We start from the raw sequence: 21,049 nt of genomic DNA on the forward strand, positions 1-21,049 counted from the left end.
ACCATCCCGGCGGCCGCGATCGGTGCGGCGGCCGGTGCGGCCGTCGGCGCGGTCAACGCGTTCAACGCCCCCTCGCGGGTCGTCGGCGACTGACCACTTCGTGCCGCGGTTAGCGAAAAAGGGTGGGAGCCCGACGACACTGTCGAGTTCCCACCCTTTCTCTTTGTCCCGTTGTGGGCGGAGTACGCGCCGCGGTGACCTTCGCCACCCGGACGTGTTTCTGATTCGGCGCGTCGCTTTCGGCGAGTCTTCCGGGGTACAAGATCAGCGCAACATGACAGCAATCGGCGCGAGGAGATGCGGTGGAGACCGGCGACTGGATGGTCGTATTGCTCGGCGGCGTGCCCTTGTTCGGTGTCGTCGGTATTACGGCCGCGTTCCTGCTCCGGAAGTGGCAACGATCTCGAGCGGAGCGCTCTTCGGAGCCGCCTCGATCAACGGGCGGCGAGGAGTGAGCCCGTCCGAGTGAGCAGGGTGCCGCCCGCTGCCAGTGGGAGACGGGTCTCGGTCAAACCCGGTGCTTCCGCCGGTCGATCGTCCGGGTAGCGCAGTTCGCTCTCCAGCGCGCGCGGTGCCGCCAGCTGGTCATCGGCGGCTGTGCCCGCACCCAGTTCCACACGGTGTCGCAGCAGCGGGGTCGCACCGAGGTCGGCGATCAGGTCGCCGTGCCAACTGCCGGTGTCTTCGCCGGAACGTCCGATCTGCACCCGCTCCCGCAGGCGCAGCCGGGCATCCGGCGCCAGCAGGACCGAGCTGATCGTGTGGTGCCGCGCGCCGCCCGCCACGATCGTCGGCTCCGGATCGAAGTCGAGGTCTCCCCCGCTGTCGACCTGGAAGTGCCAGTGCGCCACCGAGAACGGAGTCGCCGCGCTCGGCAGCGCGATGGTGGCGGCGACCGAGCGCACCGCGAGCCGCGCGCCGGGACCGACCACGATCGTGATGTCGAGCTCGTCCCCGCCGAGCGGAGTCGCCGCCGTGCCGATCAGGTGCACGGTGTGCGGGCCGGTGCGGCGGGCCGACAGCCCGCCGCTCGCGTGGATCTCCGGCAGCGCCGCGGTGGTCGCGACTATCCGTACTTCAGTGCGCAACAGCGGATTCGGCGCCGTCTTGCTCGGCGATAACGCGCAGTTGCTCGCGCACCCAGCCGAGCACCGGGGTGGCGGCCGGGTCGTCGGTGAGCGAGATCAGCGCGGTCGGGCGGCCTTCGCGCACCTTCGCGGCGTCGCGCTCCATCACGCCGAGATCCGCGCCGACCAGCGGGGCCAGGTCGGTCTTGTTGACTACGAGCAGATCCGAGAACGTCACGCCGGGACCGCCTTTGCGCGGCACCTTGTCACCACCTGCCACGTCGACCACGAAGATCTGCACGTCGATCAGGCCGGAGGAGAAGGTGGCGGTGAGGTTGTCGCCGCCGGATTCGACCAGGATCAGATCCAGCGGCGGGTTCGCCGCGATCAGGTCGTCGATGGCGTCCAGGTTGGCCGTGATGTCGTCGCGGATGGCGGTGTGCGGGCAGCCGCCGGTCTGCACCGCGGTGATCCGCTCGTCCGGCAGCACGGCGTGGCGGCGCAGGAAGTCGGCGTCCTCGGTGGTGTAGATGTCGTTGGTCAGCACCGCGAGCGAAAGTTCCTCGCGCAGCTGCCTGCACAGCGCGGCCACCAGTGCGGTCTTGCCGGAGCCGACCGGGCCGCCGATGCCGATGCGCAGCGCCTCCCCGGGGGTGCGCTGGCGTTTCGGCCGATCGTGGGTGTGGTCGTGCGGTTCACCGTCGATCAGGTGCGGTGGCATGGGGCGATCTCCTTCTTCCGGGGATTCAGCTGGCGAACAGAGGCATGTCGCGGTGCAGATGGCGTTGGGCGAGTACGTCCTGTAGCGGGTCGGACAGGCAGGCGAGGCCGTCGGCCGCTTCGGCCGCGGTGCGATCGCAAAGGTCGGCGAGGCGGACGGTGCAGCCTGCGATGGCGGCGGGGTCCAGTGCGAGCAGCCGTTGGGCGGCGGTGGCGGCCCCGGTGAGGGTCGTATAGACGACCACGCCCGCGGTCTCCTGAGGGGTCACCGCGCAGGCGGCGCCGACCAGGCCGAAGACGGTCGACAGGTGTGGGCGCGGGCCGAGCGTGGACCAATCCTCCTGCGGCCACAGCTGTTTGGCCAGGCGCAACAGGCCGCGGCCCTGCGCGCGCGACGCCGTACGTGCGGCGGGCGACGGAGTTCGCGCGTCTGCTTCGGCTTCGGCCCGCTGCGGTTCCAGCGCGCCCGCACACACCGCGGCCGCCAGCGATGCCGCGACCAGGCCCGAGGTGCTGATCCGGCGGCGCAGGTACAGCTCGACCGTCGCGACGTCGCGCACCAGGCCGGACGCCACCGCCTCCTCGACACCACCGGAGTGCACATGCCCGCCGATCGGCAATCGCGAATCTGCCAGCGCGAACAGCGTCGCCAGACTCGTCGGACCGATTTCACCCACCGGGGGATCCTATGCCCGGCGTGTCGCTGGGCGTGTCCCGGGCTGGCCGGTCCGGTTCTGTACCACCAGAAGAATTGGGGGGTTGGCCGCATCTTCCGGTCGGCTGCCTGGTCCATTATTCTGCAAGGTCAGGCCGCGACGATATACATCGCGCGTACCGGTGTCGAAATGGGGAATCGTCGATGACGATAAAAGTCGATCTGGAAAAACTGGGGACCGCGTCGAAAACACTGCACAAATTGAGCGGTGAGGCATCCGATTTGGATGCACTGCAGGCTGTCCCGATCCAAGTCCTACTACCGTTCGGCGGGAACTCGACCCTCGAATCGGTCGTCGCGGCGAGCCTGATGGCGCTCGATGTGCAAACCAGTTTGGTGCCCGCGGTGTCGGGTCGGCTGGGCGAGATCGGGGATCTCATGCACGCGGTCACGGTGCAGTTCCAGAAGGCCGAGGAGGCCAGCGCGGTGAGCTTGGCCGCCACCTTCACCAAGTCCTCCGGTGATTGGCAGAAACCGAAATGACGCCGACCAGACGCCAGCTGGAAAAGTACGATGCCCAGCCCATCTGGGATATCGCTCAGGCGTTCAAACGCATCGGCCCGCAAATCGAGAACCTGTTCGAACGGTACGTCGGCAGCGTCACCGCGCCCGACTGGCAGGGTGTGGCCGCCGAGGCAGCGCTGGACCGGGCCGGTAAGGACCGGAAGACGGCGTACGCGATGGCCGATACCCTGACGGCCTCGGCGGACCGGCTCGAGCAGGGCTATTGGGACGTCAGCACCCCGTTGAAGAACGCGCGCCAACACATCACCTCCGCTGAGGCCGCGGGCTTTGCGGTGGGGTCGACGCTCGGTGTCTCCTTGCCGCAAGGAAGCGATCCGACGCCTGCGTTGGAATCGACCCGAGCCGAATGGGAACGCCAAATCGTCACCGCCGCCAATAGCGTGGAAACCGAAGACAGGCGGCTGCAACAGGATCTGACGAAACTCAGCGCGGCGATGAAGACCGAGTTCGACGCGATCGGCGGCAGCCAGACCACGCTCGATGAAAAACGCTTCTCCGACGCGGAACGTTTCATCTTCGACGAGATGAAACGGAACATCAATTCCGACACCGTCAAGATGATCCAGGGGCTGCTGCGCAAGCCGAAGTGGTACGAGTTCGGCCGCAACTACGGCAACGACATCATGACCGCCCTGACCATGTGGGGCGTGAAGGTCGCGCCGGGACAAGCGTGGGACCACAAACCACAGCTACAGAGCAAATTCGACCTGAAGACGTCCAACGACTTCTATTTCAAGCAGCCCGGCACCGACCGGAAGGTCTACTACGATATCTATTCGAACATCCATTACGGATACGTCGGCCGCGCCGCGGGGATCGACTCCGAGACCCTGATCAAGGGTGCCTCGCTCGGCGAGGCGATAACCGGCAACGACGACGAGGCAGACCAGATCACCATGCGAGCCGGGATCGACCTCTACAACAAATACGGACCCAACATGACGCCGGAACAGTTCCACCAAGGTGTGACCGAGGCGATCGACAAGATGGAAGCCGCCGAGAACGACGGCCGGGATCTCACCCAGTTCAGGCACGAGAACTGATGCGCAACCCCGGCCCCGCCGTCTGCGTAATCGCCAGTGTGGGTGCCGCTCTCGGCACGGTGATACTGCTCGGGCGCATGTGGAGCGCCTGCGACGTCGGCGGTGCCGGCAATGCGATGGTGCTGCTGTTGCTCTACTTGCCCGCCACCTTTGTCGTCTCCGTCGCGGTAACCGGGGTTGTGTATGCGGTCACGCAAAGGGTGAGTCATCGGACGGCGCTCGCCTGCGTCGCCGCTGTCATCGCCGCAGTGCTGATCGTGTGGGCCACGCTGTGGTTGTTCCACGGCAGCGACTACCCGTCACCGATCTGCGAGAACAACATTCCGCCGTGGTGGCCGACCTGGATCCCGCTGTAATCGACTAGGTCCGGCTCGAACTTCCGGGCAAAAGGGACAGGCCGCGTTCGAAGAAGCGTTGGACCTGGTTGCGGGTGAGGTTGGTCCAGGCTTGGACGGGGGCCGACCACCATGGTGCGATCTCGCGGGGCCTGGTGGTGACGGCGTGGCAGACGAGGTCCGAGGCCTCGTCGACGGTGAGGCCGGGGACGCGGCTGAAGTCGGTGGGGGCGCTCATTCTGGTGTGCACCAGCGGCATGTAGATGGAGGTGGTGGTGACGCCGTCGCCGGAGACTTCCGCGGCGACGCTGCGCAGCCACACGTCGAAGGCCGACTTCGATGCGCCGTAGGCCGCCCACTGCGGGGCGGGCGGCATGAGCACACCCCAGGTGGAGATGTTGACGATGTGGCCCTGTTTGCGTTCGCGCATGTCCGGCAGGAGGGTGAGCAGCAGGCGCACCGGGCCGAGGTAGTTGATGTCGATGGTGCGGGTGAAATCGTGGAAGCGGTCGTAAGAGTCGCTGATAGAGCGGCGAATCGACTTGCCCGCGTTGTTGATCACCACATCGATGTGGCCGTGTTCGTCCAGGAACTGACGAGCCAGCCGCTCCACCGCATCCATGTCGGTGAGATCAGCAGGATAGACGTGCGCGGTGCCGCCGTCGGCCTCGATCTCCGCGGCGACCTGACGCAGGTCGTCGGCGGACCGGGCGACCAGCAGCACGATCGCGCCCGCCGCGCCGAGCTTGCGCGCACTCGCCTTGCCGATGCCGTGCGACGCGCCGGTGACCAGCACGACCTTGCCGTCCACGGCCTCGCGCAGCGTCTTCGCGCGCGGGCGAGAAGTCGGATACAGCAGCCGCGTCGCCACTCGCTCGGCGATCGGCCGCCCGTTGCTCTGCGCCGGAGTCTCGTTCACGCCTCCGACTCTATTAGCAGCGCGCCAATTTGGGTGGCGATCGTAGGGCACAAGCGGGCGACGCCGTGACAACCCAGTATCGCGCCGGCACAACCCGTCGCGTTCGATGGCCCTGATCCCGGCAGTCGTGGGATCAGGGCTACCGCATGCGACGGCGTTCGCGGGTGGATCGGTGAATTCCGGTGGATCACCCGAAGGTCGGCCCTCGCTAGTGCGCCGCTCCCGCGTTGGAACGGACACGGGCGGGCGAGGCGAATCGCGCGATCATCGCCATCGCGACGAGCAGTGTGGCGCCGACCGCCGTCGCGATATGCATTCCGGAGACGAAGGATTCGCGGGCGGACTCGATCAGCGCGGCGTTGTCGCCCGACTCGTGGATGGTCTCGCCGAGGGTGGCCGCGAAGTCGCCGCCGGAGCGGAAGATCAGTGCGGCAAGCGATCCCAGCAGGGCGAGGCCGAGCGCGTTGCCGAGCTCGAAGCTGGTTTCGGAGATGCCGACGGCCGAGCCGGCCCGTTCGGCGGGGACCGAGGACACCGCCACGTCCGACACCAGGGTGAAGGCGAGGCCGTAACCGATGCCCGCGATGGTGGATCCGGCCAGGTACCACCCGAGACCTCCGTGCACGCCGACGCCGAGCAGCATGAGATTGCCGACGGCCGAGGCGATCAGCGCGAACACGAAGGTGTTGCGGGTGCCGAAGCGATGACCGACCCGGGCACCGCTCATCGAGAAGATGAAGACCGCGACCGCCATCGGAATCCCGAGCAGCGCCGCGGCGAGCGGGTCCCGTCCGGTGACCGACTGGAGGTAGATGCTGGTGAGGTAGCTCATCGCGGCCAGCGACATCATGCCGACGAGACTGGACCCGATGGCCACCGAGAACCCGGCCCTGGAGAACAGCCGCAGGTCGAGCAGCGGTTCGTCGAGGGTGCGCTGCCTGCGCACGAACACGATCAGGATCAGCACGCCGAGCAGCGCGATGATGACCGACTCCGCGTCGATCCCGTTGGCCGCCGCGTGCTTGACCCCGTACACCAGCGGCAGGATGCCGCCGATGGACAGCGCGACGCTCGGCAGGTCCAGCGGTCCGAGCACGCCTGAGCGATGTTCGGGCAGCACGAACGGACCGAAGGCGAGCAGGATCAGCAGCACGGGGATGTTGATGAGAAAGACCGAACCCCACCAGAACTGGTGCAGCAGCACGCCGCCGATGATCGGGCCGACGGCCGAGCCGCCCGCGAAGAACGCGGTCCACACGCCGATGGCGGCGGCCCGTTCGCGGGCGTCCGGGAACAGGGTGGAGATCAGCGCGAGGCTGGACGGCAGCAGCGTCGCGCCGCCGACACCCATCAGCGCCCGCGCCACGATGAGCACCGCGGCGCTCGGCGCGAAGGCGGCGACGACCGAGGCGATGCCGAAGATGGTGGCGCCGACGAGCAGGATGTTGCGCCGCCCGATCCGGTCACCGAGATTGCCCATGGTGATCAGCAGGCCCGCGATCAGGAAGCCGTAGATGTCCAGAATCCACAGCTGCTGGGCGGCCGACGGGTCGAGATCGACGGTGAGGGTCGGCATCGCCAGGAACAGCACCGAGATGTCCATCGACACCAGCAGCACCGGCAGCAGCAACACCGCGAGCCCGAACCATGCGCGGCGCGAGCCGACAGTGGGCGCCGCCTGCGCGGACCGCACCGCCTCAACGTCTGTCATCCTAGGTATTCCTCTCCATCTCGCGTACGCCGTACGCACAACTGGAGTACAGTGTACGCAAGCTCCCCCGGAAGTGAAAGTGAGTCATGGGATGACTGAGCTCAAGCTCAACCGAGCCGCCATCATCGACACCGCCATAACGCTCGCCGACGAAGAGGGCCTCGACGCGTTGTCCATGCGTCGGATCGCCGACAAGATGGGCGTCGGCGCCATGTCCCTGTACCGGCACGTCGCGAACAAGGACGAACTGCTCGAGGCGATGACCGACGAGGTGGCGCGGCGCAATCCCTACCCCTCCGCCGAGGGCCAGCAGTGGACCTGGCGCGACCGGGTCCGCATCGCCGCCGAGATCGATTGGGCGCTCTACCAGCAACATCCGTGGGTGCTCCTCACCTTCGCCACGCCGCGCTACAGCTTCGGCCCGCAAAGCCTGGCCTGCCTGGCGTGGATGGTCGAGGGATTTTCCGAGCTGAATGTGTCGACCAGGGAAGCCACGACCATGGCGTTCAGCGTGTGGAATCACATCTCCGGCGCGACCCTGCCGCACATCAGCGCCGCGCTGATGGCGCGAAAGGGGATGAACCCGGAGGGTGACAACGGATTGCGCACGATGCTGAAAGGAAAATCACAGTTTCCGGTGCCGCCCGCGCTCGCTGACCTGGAGGGCAGCGGGATCAATGACCTCTCGCAGGAAGATCTGCTCTACGCCGGTCTCGCCGCGCTCTGCGACGGCTTCGAGGCCAAGGCGCGCAGGCGGGCCGACTTGACCTGAACCTAGCTTCATGTTGCACGGTGGTCGGTGACCATCACGAACAGGAGCCACCGTGCACGCGATCCGTCTTCACGCCTTCGGCCCGGCCGACAATCTGCGCTACGAGACCTTGCCCGATCTCAGTCCGGGGCCGGGTCAGGTGCGAATCACCGTGGCTGCGGCCGGAGTTCATCTCATCGACACCGCGTTGCGCAAGGGACTGTCCGGGCCTTACCCCGTTCCGGAGTTGCCGACGGTGCCCGGGCGTGAGGTCGCCGGGACGATCGATGCGGTCGGCGCGGAGGTCGACGCGGGTTGGATCGGTAAGCAGGTGGTCGCGCACCTGGGCATGGTGCCCGGCGGGTATGCGTCGTCCGCGGTGACGGAAGTTGCTCGGCTACACGAGATTCCGGCGAATCTCGACCCTGCCGAGGCGGTCGCGATGATCGGGACCGGTCGCACGACCATGGGCATTCTGCAATTCACCGAGCTCGGTGCGGACAGCGTTGTCATCGTGACGGCGGCGGCGGGTGGCATCGGCACGCTGCTGGTGCAACATGCGAAGAATGCCGGGGCGACCGTTGTCGGTCTCGCGGGTGGTCCCGCGAAAGTCGAACTGGTGCAACGTAATGGAGCGGACCTCGCGGTCGACTACCTGCTCGCCGACTGGCCTGATCAGGTCCGCGACTACCTCGGGGACCGTTCGGCGACAGTGCTGTTCGACTCGGTGGGCGGCGAGACGGCCCGCGCCGCCATCGAGCTGCTCGGCAAAGGTGGGCAGCATCTCGTCTTCGGTGCATCCGGTCAAGATCCGAAAGACGCTGGGACACCGCCACTCTCCGCAGATGAATTCGCCGCGCGCGGCATCACGTCCGAGTTCGTGCTCGGCCCGCCGATGCTCCAGCGCGCGGGCGGTGACCTTCGCACCCTGGAGGACCGTGCGATCGCCGAGGCGGCCGCCGGGCGGCTACGGCCCGCGGTCCACCGATTCCCGCTCGCCGACGCTGCCGCGGCGCACCACGCCTTGGAGAACCGCGGTACGACCGGCAAGGTCGTGCTGATCCCGTAAACCGGTTGGTCGTCTCGGTGCGCGCTCCCTACGCTCTACGCCCATGGGAGGAAACACGGGGCTGCTCAATGTCATCGATGTCGAGGCGACCTGCTGGGACGGCCGGACGCCGCCCGATGCGGTCAGCGAGATCATCGAAATCGGTGTGACCGTAGTGGATTTGGCGGCGGGTGAGCGGCGCGGTAAGCATCGCATCCTGGTTCGACCGGCCCGGTCCACGGTGAGCGAATTCTGCACCGAGCTGACCGGCCTCACCCAGGAGGAGGTCGACACGGGCGTCGAGTTCAGTGCGGCCTGCCGGCTGCTCGCCACCGAGCACGAGGCAGGAATCCGCCCGTGGGCCAGCTGGGGCGACTACGACCGCAAACAGTTCCTGCGGCAGTGCGACACCACCGGGACGCCCTACCCCTTCGGGCATCGGCACACCAACGCCAAACTGGTCTTCAGCGAGGCCTATGGTCTCGACCGGCGGCAAGGGATGGCGGGGGCGCTGCGGATCGCCGGCCTGCCGCTCGAAGGACGGCATCACCGCGGCGAGGACGATGCGTGGAACATCGCCGCCCTCGTCCTCGACATCGCTGGACGTGGGGCGTGGCGAGTGACGACTACGGACTGATGCGGTTGGCGCGCAGGGAGTCGACGGTTGGCGCGCGGAGGGTTCGACCGCTGGCACGCAGGCGGTTAGCCCGCTGGCACGCAGAGGGTTCGATCGTTGGCGCGCAGCCGGTTCCACCGTTGACGCGCAGCCGGTTCCACCGTTAGCGCGCAGCCGGTTCCACCGTTGACGCGCAGCCGGTTCCACCGTTAGCGCGCAGGGTGATCGATCACGGACGACAGCGCGGGTGTCGGTGCACCGGCCGCGCCCACGATCAATAGCGGACCACGATGCAACGTGGCCGCCCGCGGTTCGGCAGCCGAGCTCGTGATCCATGCCCACGCCCAGATGCCGATCCGTGCGACCGATCGCGGACGACAGCGCGGGTGTCGGTGCCCCAGCCACACCCGCGAGCAATCACGGACCACGATGCAACGTGGCCGCCCGCGATTCGACAGCCGAGCTCATGATCCATGCCCACGCCCCAGCTGCCGATCCGCGCGACCGATCGCGGACGACAGTGCAATCTGCCCGCCCGCGATCTCGCAGGTGCGCTCAGTCCGTCGGCTCGCCGTTCACCACTGCGTAGGCGAAGCCGTCCCAGCCCTTGCTGCCGACGGTCTGCACGACGGTCGCATCCAGTGCCGGTTCGGCGGCGAGCAGCTCGACGGTGGCGCGGCTGGCACGGATGGCCTGGTCCTCGGAGGTGGCGTCGACGAGGCCCCCGTGGCGGACGACGTTGTCGACGATGATCACCGAGCCCGGGCGGGTCAGGCGCAGGGCCCACTGGACGTAGTTGGGGTTGTTGACCTTGTCGGCGTCGATGAACACCAGATCGAATGGGTCAGGGGTCTCCTCGGCCAGCACCGGCAGGCTGTCCAGGGCCGCGCCGACGCGGATGTCGACCCGCTCGCCCACCCCGGCGTCGTCGAGGTTCTTGCGCGCGACCTCGGCATGTTTCGGCTCGAACTCGAGCGTGACCACCTGCCCCTTCTCGCCGACCGCGCGAGCAAGCCAGATCGTGCTGTACCCGCCGAGGGTGCCGATCTCCAGCACCCGCTGCGCCCGCGCCGTCCGCGCAAGCAGATACAGGAACTTCCCTTGCGGCGCAGACACATCGATCGCAGGCAACTCCGCCGCGGCATTCGCCGTCAGCGCCGCCGCCGTCGCCGCGTCCTGCACCAGAGTGTCCACGATGTAACCATCGACATCGGCCCATTCGGTTGTCGTCATACCTCGCAGTCTGCCACCGCACCCGCTCCCCCGCCCACCACAGCAAGCCCGCACTCTCTCTGGGGATCCGCACCCGTTGGGGCGGCCTAGTGGGTGCGTATCCCGAGAGGGAGTGCGGCTGCCGCCCGAAGCGACGCATTCCCTCGCCGCCCACACCCGTTAGGCACCCGCACACCTTTTTCCCGAGCCGCACACCCGGTATACGAGGTGTGCGGCTTGGGAAAAAGGTGTGCACTGACAAAGGTGTCCGCCTTTGCGGTCCCCCGCGCACCCGTCCTGCTCCGGCTGCTCACGGCCTGCCCGCGCCCCCCTCATTTCGACTGCGTCCTTCCCCGAAAGATCCCGAAAACAGCACCACAGCCAGTCCCCACGCCGGAACTTTCGCCCTGCCCATCCCCGGTTGCGGAAGAGAAAGCCGGCAACACCACCCGACGCGCCAAGCACTATCCGGGCATCCCACCGACCGCCACAAACCCTCAGGTCAGCTCACCCCGGAGGTCTTTGAGCGCGCGGGCCTAAACGGGTACACCCAAGACACACCGCCAAGGTTCACCTCCCCGATAGGAGCAATCAAGAACTCCCCAGGTGAACAATCCAGTGAGCTGAAGACCTATCCCAGGTTTTCCCGTGAGTAGTGCTGAGCACGTCGTGTGCCGTACCCGGCTTACCTCCGCAGTCGCTCACGCGGCGCTCAGTTCCAGCGTGGTCATCTGGCTGTGGTTGCGTTCCGAGAGCTCCGATGGATGGAAAACGTTGAGGGGTAAGGAAACTCGCAGACCGTGTACACCATTCGCAACCGGTAGACGCCCGGTGAGGACGTTGTGCACCTTCTGCGAGATCGCCCCAGCGGTGGCGGTGGGGTGGTTGCTAGCAAGATCCGCACTGGCTCTCGGGATCCGCACCCACTACGGGGCCCCAAGTGGGTGCGGATCCCGAGAGAGGGTGCGGATCTTGCTAGCAGCGGCCCGCTTTCATGATCGACGGGCACGGAGGGCGGAAGACGCGAGTGAGTCCGCCATGATGTCCCACTCGACGCCGAACCGATCACCCAGCGGGGCATAGGGGCGGGAAAACGCGAGTGAGTCCGCCGTGATGTCCCACTCGGCATGCAGCTGCTCACCCAGCGGGACTTAGCGGCGGCGAACCGCGCGCTTTGGCGCCACTATGTCCCGTTGAACATGAACGGAGCTCCAGAGGGTATGCGAAATGGCGCCAATGCCGGCGGTGCGGTGGTGGTCGGCAAGATCCGCACTGGCTCTCGGGATCCGCACCCACTACGGGGCCCCAAGTGGGTGCGGATCCCGAGAGAGGGTGCGGATTTTGCTGGCTGCGGGCTGGTTCACTCTCCCGGTGGTCTTGAAAGCCAACGGCACCGCTCCCCTTAGACGGGCGCACTCCTCCGCCACCCGCGTGCGGTGGGTGGTTGGGGTCAGTGGTCGTCGGCGGGGAGGGGCCAGTGGTCGATGCGGGTGAGGACGGCGGTGTCGTCCAGCAGTTCGCTGGCCTTTTCGAGGTAGTGCTGGAGATGGAGGGAATCCTCTTGTAGGCGTTGGGATTCGGCCAGCCAGCCGCTGGCTTGGCGTCGGACTTCGGTAGTGGTCAGGGGGTGGTCGGCGGGGAGGAGGGTGCCGCCGTGGCCGGGGGCGACGAGCATGGCGGAGCCGAGGTGTTTGAGGCAGCGGGCGGTGCCGTCGTTGTCGGCCAGGGTGCGGTAGGCGGTGAGCGCTTGTTGCCAGCAGCGCAGGGCGCGGCGGGGTTCGCCGCGCGACCACCACACGATGCCCATGGTTTCGCGGATGTGTGCGCGACCGTCGGGATCGCGGCCGTCGCGGGTCAGGGACTCAGCCAGTTCCAGGCGGTCCTGGGCGGCGTCGAGTCTGCCTTGGTGGATGTGGACGACGGCCATGTTGATCAGCGCGCAGACCTCGCCCGCTACGTCTTCGCGCGGGAGGAGCCACCAGGCGGACTCCAGGTGGGCAACCACAGCGTCTAGGTCGCGGGAGGAATCGGTCGACGGAGAAGATTCCGTCAGCTTGCGCAGCGCCTCTTGATGTTCCCACCTCGCGGCCAGACTGGTGGATACGTTGCGGGGTCGGTAACGCTTCGGTCGTGCGTTCAGCGCGCCGGCCCGCATCGAGAATAGATCGTGGTGCAGCACAAGGGCTTTCATTCCTTCCACGTTGCGCAATACGGCGGCCAGCTCACGACTGCTCGCCTCTGCACCGATTCGGGCGTACCACCCGTCCAGCGCATCCCCGACCCGCACCAACTCCGGCACCAACGTGGTCGGCAAGTCCGAACCGAAGTCTTTGCATTCGCGGACGAGCTTGCACAGGTTCGGCTCTTCGGCTTTGAACCAGCGGCGTGCCCCGGCGGCGAAGCGCACCGAATCCAGCGCCAACGCCCACCGAGCGGCTCGATCGGCGTAATAGTGCACTAGCGCTGTCAACGCCGCAGCCCACCGCGGGTCCGCTTTCACCTCCACTTCAGGAGGAAGCTGAGGTACCTCGAGTAGGCAATAGCGTTGCGCAGAATCAGTTTTCAGGTGGTTGGCCCGCAGTAGCTCACGGAGCAGCTCGGCGGCTGTCCGTGGCGGGTCGTCCTGTGCCGACGGTAGCCTGGCCGGCGCGTCGAGCACGGCGGTCAATACGGCAAGCAACGCGCCCGTCTCGAATTCGGTCCCGGGCAACTCCCGCAAAACCGCGACCTCTTTATCGTTCCACCCCGGAATGGTGCGCGGCTGGTTCGGGTCCGGACGCGGTCCTGTCTCCTCCGTCGACACCGGAGGCCCCGGCTCGACCAGATCAGCGATCATGTCGAGTTCGTGTGCCGTACGGACTTTTTCGCGATACCGCTGCACGAACCGATACCCCACATAGACCGCTGCCGCGACAACGACGAGCACCGACAGCCACCGCAAGGTCCCAGCCGCCACCTCGACTGCGGGACTCTCCCCGAGCGAGTTCACCACCACATTGCGGGCCAACTCGAACAGCAGCGCATAGGCCACCACCGACGCGGTGCCCAGAAACCCTTGCCAGATAGAGGATCTCGGCGCACTCGGTTCGACCGATGACGCATTCTCCTGCTCGCCGGGGTGACTCATCGCAACACTCCCCCGGTCAGCCCCGGCACCAGCCAACGCCGCCAGGTCGCCAACAGCAACGCGACCGGGAGGATGGCCGACATCAACGCACCCGCCGCCAATTGTGCCGAGTTCTCACTGAATTGACGCGCCTCGCCCCACAGCAGCAGCGACCACGGCGTCGCACCAGCGCCGCTGATCAGTAGTCCGATCACGAAGTCGTTCCAGACCTGGATGAATTCGAGCACCGCCACCGCACCCAGCGCCGGACCCGCGGTGGTCAGCACGCGGCGGGCGATCGTTCCGGGGCCGGCCAGACCGTGCAGGGCGTCGGCAGCGGGCGTGCCGGGTGCGGCCAGCAGCGCGCCACGCAGGACCAGGATCGCGATCGGCAGACCGGCCGCCGCGTGCAGCAGGATCAATGGGATTCGGGTGCCGGAGAGCCCGTAGGTGTCGATGAAGGTGTTGACCGGTCCGAGGTAGCTCTGCACCGGCAGCACCGAGAGCACCACCAGCGACACCACCGCGATGTTCGCGGCGGGACGGTTAGGACGCAGTGCCGCAAGCCGATACGCGACCGGCACCCCCGCGGCGACCACGACGACGGTGGCCAGGCCGGCCACCCACGCGGTCGTCTCCAGTGACCGTAGCAAAGCCGGATCGCGCCACATCCGGGTGATCGCGCCGAAACCCCACCCGTTCCGATCTTGCAGCGCCGCCAGGATCAGCGCGACGATCGGGAGCAACGCCACGCCCGACACCGCCAGCATCACCAGCACCCGCAGCGGCTTTGCCGGATGCCGCGCCACCTCCACCGTGTGCCGCCTCGGCACCGACCAGCTCGTCTTCTGAGTGCGCACATCGGGCTGCAACAGCCAGGCCACGAATCCGACCAGCACCGCGAGCGGTAACCCGTAGGCCGCCGCGACGCCCGCCTCGATCTCGGAGTCCACGGCCAACCGCCACCAGTGCACCGTCGCACTGTCGACTTGGTACTGCATCGAGCCCGGCACTCCGATCAGCACCACATCGAACACCCTGGCCGCGGCCACCCCCACGGCCAACCCGACGATCAGCATCACCGGACGCAGTTGTGCGTCGAGCCGCCGCGCCAACGTCCCCTTCTCGCCGCGATACAGGTAACGGGCGCGGGCGGGATCGGACTCGATGGCGCGAATACCGGCACGGAACAGCCCCGTGACGAACCCGAACCAGGTCCACAGGAACGCCGAACCCAGCATCGCTGCGAACCAGAATCGGTACACCCCAACGCTTTCGATGCCGAGCCGATCCCCGAGATACTGGAAGATCAGTCGAAAGGCGACGCCGGACACCACCGCGGAGATCCCCACCGGCACGATCAGCGGCCACCACAGCCACCGCGAATCCCTTCCCCACCAAGCGATCCCGAGGGCCACCACCATCAGCACCACCCCGAACAGCACCCACACCAGTGTGCGCACATACGCCCAACTGCCGTCACGCCCCAGTGCAGTCCCCAGCACCACCAACCCCGCGACAACCAGCCCCAGCAGCACCGGCCACAACCCCCACCGAAGCCACGTGTCCCGCTGATCCACCCGCTGATCGCCCCGCTGCCTGACGAGCTGCGTCACCCCGACCGCACCGACCGCGACGACCGCACACGAAGCCACCACCAACGGCCGGGCCCGCACCGCGCTCACCACAGTCCACACCACGGGCACCACAACCAGCGACACCGTCAGCACGGTCGCAGGCAGCCCGGCTACCAAGCCGACCCACCGTCGCGGATGACTCCCCGCGACCAGTGGCCCGCGCATCCGCCGAGTAGCAAGCTCCAGACGCAGCCCGTGCGAATCGAAGTCAGCGCGTTCGGTCGCCGCCTCACGCGGATCGGTCATCGCCACCCCCACCACGACATCGCCGCGTCGCCGCGCGCCCGGCCACCCCTGTTGCCACATCGCGACGCTGCATCACCCCGCCCCCACATGCCGCGCGCCTGCCGCCACATTGCCGTGTCATCACCGCCCGCCACCGGCCTGCATCGCTGCCGCGTCGTCCCATGGTTGCCGCGCCATCACCCTGCCACTTCGTCCCGCCACCGCCGCGTCGCCGCCACATCGCCCCGCCGCCACATCCCGCATCGCCCGCTGCCGCCCCGCCGCCGGACGATCCCGCCCATCGCCGCGCAACAGCGACCCTGCCGCCCCGCCGCATCCCGCCTCGTCCATCTGGCCGCGCCATCGCCCCGCGTCGCGTCGTCCCGCCATGTCCGCCCCGCCCCACCATCACCGCCGCCGATCCACCGCGTCGAGCGCGACGATCGCCCGATCGGTCGCATCATCGAGCTCCTCGATCTTCCCGTCCCCGACTGCGATCAGGAAGTCGGTCAATATGCGCCACAACCCGTTCCGCCCACCGACCGCACCGATCCGGTCGGACAGGTCGAAGGCGCTGCGGGAACTCAACGTGCGCGCCGAGGGTTCGAGGAAGCTCGAATACCGCGCGTTGGTACGCAGATTCGGCGCGATGAACCCGTGATACTCCTCGATCCACGGCAGCGGCGCGGACGGTTCGGCAAGCGCCGCAACCACTTCCATGGCCCGCTCGGTCGCCGACTCGGTCACCACCATCACATCACCGCCGACGATGCGGGGCGGATTCTCTCCCGAGGTGACCGCCGGAAACGCGGCAACGCCGACCTCGTCCGCTAAACGGCGACCGGTTCGGCGCACGGCGGCGCGCACGATGGGTTCGGCGAAGTCCGGCACGACGACCATCACCGCGCGCCGATGCTCGAACACCTCGCGCACCGCGTCCGGGAACTGGCGGGTCAATGCGGCGGCGATACCGCCGGGAAACGCGTGCCGATGCCCCCACAACGCACCCAGATGACCGAATGCGGCACGCACCGCAGGGCTTTCCCAAGGGCGACCATTCCCGTCGGCCGCCACCTCGTCGTAGATCCGCGGCGACTCGGCGAGCAACGCGTTCTCGAACAGGTCGGTGAGCACCCAGCCGTCCGCGGCACCGAGCGCGAGCAACCGCACCGGCGACTCGGCGAGCACCTCCATGCGGTCCAGCCAGTCCATGATGGTCCAGCCGGCCGGGTCACCGAGGCGGTACTTGTCCGCCAGTCGACGGTTGTACCAGACCATCGACTTGTCCGCCGCCTTGAACGGCACGCCATACAGTTTGCTGTTGTACTGCACCAACTGCCGCCACACGTCCGGGTAGCGCGACCCGCGCTCGTCGGACCACAGCGTTTCCGCGAGCGGCCGCAGTTTGCGCTGTTCGGCCAGCGCCCGCACCCGGCCGGCCTGCGGCAGCATCACGATGTCCGGCGCCGAGCGGCCGCCCGCGGTGAACGCCGTCTCGATGTCGTCGCCGAGCGGAACGACGTCCACCCGGCGGTCGTAGCCGAGGCGGGCGAGCACCGCGCGGAACGCCGCCAGCTCGGACCCGCTCCAGGACACCCCGATGCGGACCGCACCGGGGTTGCCGAGCAGCAGGTCGGGGGCGCAGGCGGCCGCGAGTGGCGCCACGAGCGCCACCTGCAGTAGTTCCCGCCTGGTTCGCATGACCCCCCGGCCACCTATGTCGAGATACTGCCTACTTGGAGAAGTTCTCCGGCGGCTGCCACGGCCTGCCGTGCGGGTCGTCGGACCGGTAGGTCGGCGGTTGCTGTTGCTGCGGTTGTTGCTGCGGCGGTTGCTGCTGGGACTCCTGCTGCGGCGGCTGTTGCTGCGGCAACTGCTGCTGCGGCGACTGCTGCGGAAGTTCTTCCTGCGGCGGCGGGTACGCCTTTTCCGCAGAGGACATCACCGACTGATGCGGCGACGCCTGACGCGGCGTGACCGGCGGCGAGGCCATCAGGTCTTCCACCGGCTTGCGGGCGGTCTCTTCCGCCGCACGGACCGCTCGCTCGATGGCGGGGTCGGGTGCGGTGTCGAACCAGTCCGCGACGTCGTCGGAGTCGTCCTCCACCTTGGTCGGCTCGCCGTCGGAGGCGGGCGGTTCGTAGCGGAAGATACCGTCCTCACCCTTGGCGCCGAAGCTGGTGGCGAAGCCTTCGAGGGCCTTGCCGAAATCGCTCGGCACCAGCCACACCTTGTTGGCGTCGCCGCGCGCGACCATCGGCAACGTCTGCATGTATTGGTAGGCAAGCAGTTCCGGCGTCGGCTTGCCGTTCTTGATTGCGGCGAAGACCTTTTCGATGGCCTTGGCCTGACCCTGCGCCTGCAGGTAGGAGGCGGCCCGCTCACCCTGCGCGCGCAGAATGCGGCTCTGCCGTTCACCTTCGGCCTCCAGGATCGCCGACTGCTTGGCGCCCTCGGCGGAGAGTACCTGCGCCTGCTTGGAGCCCTCGGCCATCTTGATCTGCGATTCGCGGGTGCCCTCGGCGGTGAGGATCATCGCGCGCTTCTCACGATCGGCCTTCATCTGCTTTTCCATCGACTCCTGGATGGATGCGGGCGGGTCGATGCTCTTCAGCTCGACCCGGGCCACACGCAGACCCCAGCGCCCGGTCGCCTCGTCCAGCACGCCGCGCAGCTGACCGTTGATCTGATCGCGGGAGGTCAGCGTCTGTTCCAGGGTCATGCCGCCGACCACGTTGCGCAGCGTGGTGACGGTGAGCTGCTCGACCGCGGCGATGTAGTTGCTGATCTCGTAGACCGCCGCCTGCGGGCTGGTGACCTGGAAATACACCACGGTATCGATGTGCAGCGTCAGGTTGTCCTCGGTGATCACCGGCTGCGGCGGGAACGACACCACCCGCTCGCGCAGATCCACCTTGGCACGAATGCGATCGGCGAACGGCACCAGGAACGTCAACTGCCCCGACACCGTGCGCGAATACCGGCCGAGCCGCTCGATCACCGCCGCTTCCGCCTGCGGTACCAGCGCGATCGACTTGAAGACCACCACCACGACCAAAAGCACGAGTACAGCGGCAACGATCAGTACAGCCATTTACGGCCCCTTCCAGACGATGGCGGTCGCGCCTTCGATCCTCATGACATACACCTTCGTACCGGGTTCGTACACCTCGGACTCGTCCATCGGCCGGGCGGTCCAGACTTCACCGCCCAGTTTCACCTGGCCGGAATGTGCGGCGATCTCTTCCAGCACCACCGCCGATTTACCTTGCAGCGCATCCACGTTCGTCGGCGTCGGCGGTGGGGTGCCGAAGCGGCGGCGCAGGATCGGCCGCACCCCGAGGAACAGCACCAGCGTGAGCACAGCGAAGACGATCGCGTCGACCACCAGCGAGGTGCCCGCGATCGCGCTGACGCCCGCGGTGCCCAGCGCGGCGGTACCGAGCATGATCAGCGTCAGGTCCCCGGTGAGCATTTCCGCCGCCGCGAGCAAGATGCCCGCGACCAGCCAAATTATTGCGGCCACGCCACCACTCTAGTGCGCCGGTGATGATCACGGGCGGCACTGACACGACTACAGATCTCGGGTGAATCACGAATCGCGCACCCGTGTCGCGGGGACGTATCGGCCGCGTCGGTGTACTGAAATCGCCAGCGGCGGTGCTAGCTTCGAGCGGGTGAGCGGGCATGACAGCTATGGCGGCGACATCTTCTCCGGACACTCCCGAGCGAAGAAGCGGGTGGTACCGCGGGTTACGGCGGAGCGCGACCTCGTGGTCGAGGACGCGGCCAGCGGATTCTGCGGCGCCGTGGTGGGTTTCGATCGCAGCTACGACGGTGAGTTCGTCAAGCTCGAGGACGCGCGCGGCGCGGTGCGGCTGTTCGCGCTGCGCGAGGCCGCGTTCCTCATCGACGGCGAGCCGGTGACGCTGATCAAGCCGACCGCCACCGCGCCGAAGCAGCCGACGCGCTCGGCCTCCGGCTCCACCAGGGTCGAGGGTCTGCGGGCCCGCGTCGCCAGGACCAGCCGGATCTGGGTGGAGGGCGTGCACGACGCCGCGCTGGTCGAGCGGGTGTGGGGGCACGATCTGCGGGTCGAAGGTGTGGTCGTGGAGCATCTGGAGGGCCTGGACAATCTCGCCGAACGACTCACCGAATTCGAGCCAGGGCCGGGCCGCCGGGTCGGGGTGCTGGTCGACCACCTGGTCACCGGATCCAAGGAGACTCAGCTCACCACCGGGCTCGGCCCGAACGTACTGGTCACCGGTCATCCGTTCATCGACGTCTGGCAGGCGGTGCGCCCGGCGACCGTCGGGATCGCCGCCTGGCCGCAGGTGCCGCGCGGCGAAGACTGGAAAACCGGCATTTGTGATCGATTGGGCTGGGGCACCCCGCAGGAGGGGTGGCGGCGGGTCTACGGCGCGGTCGAGTCGTTCCGCGACCTGGAGGCGCCGCTCATCGGGGCGGTGGAGCGCCTGATCGACTTCGTCACCGAACCGGAATAGCAGGTCCGCGCGAGTGACTCGCGTCGCTGCTCAGGAATGCCGTTCGCGGGAATGCCCGCGAATAACCGTCACCCTTTATGCTCGATAATTATGTGCTCTCCTAGTGCCACGCTGACGGTGTGGGCCGGCTCATGGCTGGCCGGCTGTAGCGCGCCCGACGACGTCTTGGAGGCCCTGCACGCGTGGGCCCCCCAGCACACCATCGCCGCGGGCGATCCGGTCACCGGTGGTCGCACCGACCTGCCGTGGTCGTCCAGGGGAAACCTGCCCGGAACCGGAATGATGGCGCTGCTCAAGGTGATTCGGGAGAGCATGGCCCAGCCCGGCGCCCAGCTGCGGCTGGTGCTTCCGGTGCCGGGCGACGTCCGCGGCCTGCCCACCGGCACCGCCTTCGCCGCCGACGCGATCGAGGCGGAAGAGGGCCTGCTGATCGGGGCGCCCGGCACCGAGGGCACCGGTCTCATCCCGCAGTGGACCGACGAGGACACGCTCCAGTGGTCGGTCTACAGCACGCCGATCCCGCCCGCGCCCGGCCAGGACATGTCGCTCGGCGAGGCCGAATACGCGATGCGCGAGGCGGTTCGCGACGCCGCCGACGCCCTGCTCCAGCTGCACACCACCTCGGTCGGCTCGGCCGAGTCGGACCCGCGCGAACTCATCGAGGCCGAGCTGGCCGACTACTCCAGACACGACTACCCGGACTCGATTCCGTTGCGCGCCAGGAAGATTCTCGACACCGCCGATCACGTCGCCGCCATACTCACTGTGGCGCAACGGGAACCGGCGTCCGCACCGACCTCGGCCAGCGCGATCGGCGCACAGGAGTCGCTGCTGCGCCCGCTGTGGGACGCGATCCGCGCGGCGCGGCTGGTGGCCATCCACGCGGCGGCGCGCAGCACGCCATGAGCCGCGCG

General features: G+C 67.8%; 20 protein-coding genes. 8 read left to right on the forward strand and 12 right to left on the reverse strand.

The annotated features are described in order from the left end of the window. Positions 1 to 434 precede the first annotated feature (434 nt). The 3 genes from NN4_RS39915 to NN4_RS39925 are packed head-to-tail and all read right to left on the reverse strand — an operon-like array spanning position 435 to position 2,464. On the reverse strand, positions 435 to 1,088 hold the full coding sequence (locus tag NN4_RS39915) for an urease accessory protein UreD (protein ID WP_147142326.1): 654 nt from the start codon (positions 1,086 to 1,088) through the stop codon (positions 435 to 437). Continuing rightward, positions 1,078 to 1,788, reverse strand: coding sequence for an urease accessory protein UreG (gene ureG / locus NN4_RS39920; protein ID WP_147142329.1), 711 nt, complete (start codon positions 1,786 to 1,788; stop codon positions 1,078 to 1,080). The genes NN4_RS39915 and ureG overlap by 11 nt, the downstream gene beginning before the upstream one ends. A 25-nt stretch (positions 1,789 to 1,813) precedes the next feature. Beyond that, a complete protein-coding gene (locus NN4_RS39925; protein ID WP_186818854.1) occupies positions 1,814 to 2,464 on the reverse strand; it encodes an urease accessory protein UreF in 651 nt (216 codons plus the stop codon). A gap of 182 nt (positions 2,465 to 2,646) precedes the next feature. Between NN4_RS39925 and NN4_RS39930 the strand changes: the two genes are divergently transcribed. From NN4_RS39930 to NN4_RS39940, 3 genes are read left to right on the forward strand one after another with little or no spacing between them, the layout of a single operon-like run. Next, a complete protein-coding gene (locus tag NN4_RS39930) occupies positions 2,647 to 2,985 on the forward strand; it encodes a hypothetical protein (protein WP_147142332.1) in 339 nt (112 codons plus the stop codon). After that, a complete protein-coding gene (locus NN4_RS39935; RefSeq protein WP_147142335.1) occupies positions 2,982 to 4,070 on the forward strand; it encodes a polymorphic toxin type 44 domain-containing protein in 1,089 nt (362 codons plus the stop codon). The genes NN4_RS39930 and NN4_RS39935 overlap by 4 nt, the downstream gene beginning before the upstream one ends. Further along, positions 4,070 to 4,426 (forward strand): hypothetical protein, encoded by a 357-nt coding sequence (locus tag NN4_RS39940; protein ID WP_147142338.1) that lies wholly within the window; start codon positions 4,070 to 4,072, stop codon positions 4,424 to 4,426. The genes NN4_RS39935 and NN4_RS39940 overlap by 1 nt, the downstream gene beginning before the upstream one ends. Before the next feature lie 4 nt (positions 4,427 to 4,430). Here NN4_RS39940 and NN4_RS39945 read toward each other — a convergent pair whose 3' ends face one another. Both NN4_RS39945 and NN4_RS39950 read right to left on the reverse strand, forming a co-directional pair. Further along, a complete protein-coding gene (locus NN4_RS39945) occupies positions 4,431 to 5,324 on the reverse strand; it encodes an SDR family NAD(P)-dependent oxidoreductase (RefSeq protein WP_246181342.1) in 894 nt (297 codons plus the stop codon). A 208-nt stretch (positions 5,325 to 5,532) separates the two neighbouring features. Continuing rightward, positions 5,533 to 7,035 carry an MFS transporter gene (locus NN4_RS39950; protein WP_147142341.1) on the reverse strand — a complete coding sequence of 501 codons (1,503 nt, stop codon included), beginning with the start codon at positions 7,033 to 7,035 and terminating at the stop codon, positions 5,533 to 5,535. 91 nt (positions 7,036 to 7,126) lie between these two features. Between NN4_RS39950 and NN4_RS39955 the strand changes: the two genes are divergently transcribed. The 3 genes from NN4_RS39955 to NN4_RS39965 are packed head-to-tail and all read left to right on the forward strand — an operon-like array spanning position 7,127 to position 9,471. Beyond that, positions 7,127 to 7,807: a TetR/AcrR family transcriptional regulator gene (locus NN4_RS39955; protein WP_147142343.1), complete on the forward strand. Its 681-nt coding sequence runs from the start codon at positions 7,127 to 7,129 to the stop codon at positions 7,805 to 7,807. Between the two features lie 52 nt (positions 7,808 to 7,859). Then, positions 7,860 to 8,855, forward strand: coding sequence for a zinc-binding dehydrogenase (locus NN4_RS39960; protein ID WP_147142346.1), 996 nt, complete (start codon positions 7,860 to 7,862; stop codon positions 8,853 to 8,855). A 43-nt stretch (positions 8,856 to 8,898) separates the two neighbouring features. Next, positions 8,899 to 9,471, forward strand: a complete 573-nt coding sequence (locus NN4_RS39965) for a 3'-5' exonuclease (RefSeq protein WP_147142349.1) — start codon at positions 8,899 to 8,901, stop codon at positions 9,469 to 9,471. Positions 9,472 to 10,005: 534 nt separating this feature from the next. On the opposite strand, the gene NN4_RS39970 is transcribed toward NN4_RS39965, so the two are convergent. From NN4_RS39970 to NN4_RS40000, 7 genes are all read right to left on the reverse strand, one after another. Next, entirely contained in the window at positions 10,006 to 10,683 is a 678-nt protein-coding gene (locus NN4_RS39970; protein ID WP_147142352.1) for an O-methyltransferase, read from the reverse strand. A gap of 1,429 nt (positions 10,684 to 12,112) precedes the next feature. After that, the gene (locus NN4_RS39975; RefSeq protein WP_147142355.1) at positions 12,113 to 13,789 is read right to left on the reverse strand and encodes a tetratricopeptide repeat protein; all 1,677 of its coding nucleotides are present in this window, start codon (positions 13,787 to 13,789) and stop codon (positions 12,113 to 12,115) included. Then, positions 13,786 to 15,651 (reverse strand): hypothetical protein, encoded by a 1,866-nt coding sequence (locus NN4_RS39980; RefSeq protein ID WP_147142358.1) that lies wholly within the window; start codon positions 15,649 to 15,651, stop codon positions 13,786 to 13,788. Before NN4_RS39980 ends, NN4_RS39975 begins: the two co-directional genes overlap by 4 nt. A gap of 120 nt (positions 15,652 to 15,771) precedes the next feature. Continuing rightward, positions 15,772 to 16,020, reverse strand: coding sequence for a hypothetical protein (locus tag NN4_RS39985; protein WP_147142360.1), 249 nt, complete (start codon positions 16,018 to 16,020; stop codon positions 15,772 to 15,774). Between the two features lie 18 nt (positions 16,021 to 16,038). Continuing rightward, positions 16,039 to 17,331 carry an ABC transporter substrate-binding protein gene (locus tag NN4_RS39990; RefSeq protein ID WP_246181343.1) on the reverse strand — a complete coding sequence of 431 codons (1,293 nt, stop codon included), beginning with the start codon at positions 17,329 to 17,331 and terminating at the stop codon, positions 16,039 to 16,041. Between the two features lie 31 nt (positions 17,332 to 17,362). Beyond that, the gene (locus NN4_RS39995; protein WP_147142363.1) at positions 17,363 to 18,724 is read right to left on the reverse strand and encodes an SPFH domain-containing protein; all 1,362 of its coding nucleotides are present in this window, start codon (positions 18,722 to 18,724) and stop codon (positions 17,363 to 17,365) included. Beyond that, positions 18,725 to 19,156, reverse strand: coding sequence for an NfeD family protein (locus NN4_RS40000; protein ID WP_147142366.1), 432 nt, complete (start codon positions 19,154 to 19,156; stop codon positions 18,725 to 18,727). A gap of 151 nt (positions 19,157 to 19,307) precedes the next feature. On the opposite strand from NN4_RS40000, the gene NN4_RS40005 reads away from it, so the two are divergent. Further along, complete coding sequence (locus NN4_RS40005) at positions 19,308 to 20,135, forward strand: DUF3097 domain-containing protein (protein WP_147142369.1); 828 nt, start codon at positions 19,308 to 19,310, stop codon at positions 20,133 to 20,135. Positions 20,136 to 20,225: 90 nt separating this feature from the next. After that, positions 20,226 to 21,041 carry an Rv1486c family protein gene (locus tag NN4_RS40010; protein WP_147142372.1) on the forward strand — a complete coding sequence of 272 codons (816 nt, stop codon included), beginning with the start codon at positions 20,226 to 20,228 and terminating at the stop codon, positions 21,039 to 21,041. Positions 21,042 to 21,049 lie beyond the last annotated feature (8 nt).

The organism is Nocardia ninae NBRC 108245 (genome assembly GCF_007990755.1).
Classification (GTDB): domain Bacteria; phylum Actinomycetota; class Actinomycetes; order Mycobacteriales; family Mycobacteriaceae; genus Nocardia; species Nocardia ninae.

Bases quoted from the DNA above. Each gene is read 5' to 3' on its own strand.
- NN4_RS39955 (WP_147142343.1), top strand. From the start codon at position 7,127: ATGACTGAGCTCAAGCTCAACCGAGCCGCCATCATCGACACCGCCATA.
- NN4_RS39965 (WP_147142349.1), top strand. From the start codon at position 8,899: ATGGGAGGAAACACGGGGCTGCTCAATGTCATCGATGTCGAGGCGACC.
- NN4_RS39940 (WP_147142338.1), top strand. From the start codon at position 4,070: ATGCGCAACCCCGGCCCCGCCGTCTGCGTAATCGCCAGTGTGGGTGCC.
- NN4_RS39980 (WP_147142358.1), bottom strand. From the start codon at position 15,651: ATGACCGATCCGCGTGAGGCGGCGACCGAACGCGCTGACTTCGATTCG.
- NN4_RS39990 (WP_246181343.1), bottom strand. From the start codon at position 17,331: ATGCGAACCAGGCGGGAACTACTGCAGGTGGCGCTCGTGGCGCCACTC.
- NN4_RS39970 (WP_147142352.1), bottom strand. From the start codon at position 10,683: ATGACGACAACCGAATGGGCCGATGTCGATGGTTACATCGTGGACACT.
- NN4_RS40010 (WP_147142372.1), top strand. From the start codon at position 20,226: ATGTGCTCTCCTAGTGCCACGCTGACGGTGTGGGCCGGCTCATGGCTG.
- NN4_RS39935 (WP_147142335.1), top strand. From the start codon at position 2,982: ATGACGCCGACCAGACGCCAGCTGGAAAAGTACGATGCCCAGCCCATC.
- ureG (WP_147142329.1), bottom strand. From the start codon at position 1,788: ATGCCACCGCACCTGATCGACGGTGAACCGCACGACCACACCCACGAT.
- NN4_RS39985 (WP_147142360.1), bottom strand. From the start codon at position 16,020: ATGGCGGGACGACGCGACGCGGGGCGATGGCGCGGCCAGATGGACGAG.
- NN4_RS39930 (WP_147142332.1), top strand. From the start codon at position 2,647: ATGACGATAAAAGTCGATCTGGAAAAACTGGGGACCGCGTCGAAAACA.
- NN4_RS39975 (WP_147142355.1), bottom strand. From the start codon at position 13,789: ATGAGTCACCCCGGCGAGCAGGAGAATGCGTCATCGGTCGAACCGAGT.
- NN4_RS39950 (WP_147142341.1), bottom strand. From the start codon at position 7,035: ATGACAGACGTTGAGGCGGTGCGGTCCGCGCAGGCGGCGCCCACTGTC.
- NN4_RS39995 (WP_147142363.1), bottom strand. From the start codon at position 18,724: ATGGCTGTACTGATCGTTGCCGCTGTACTCGTGCTTTTGGTCGTGGTG.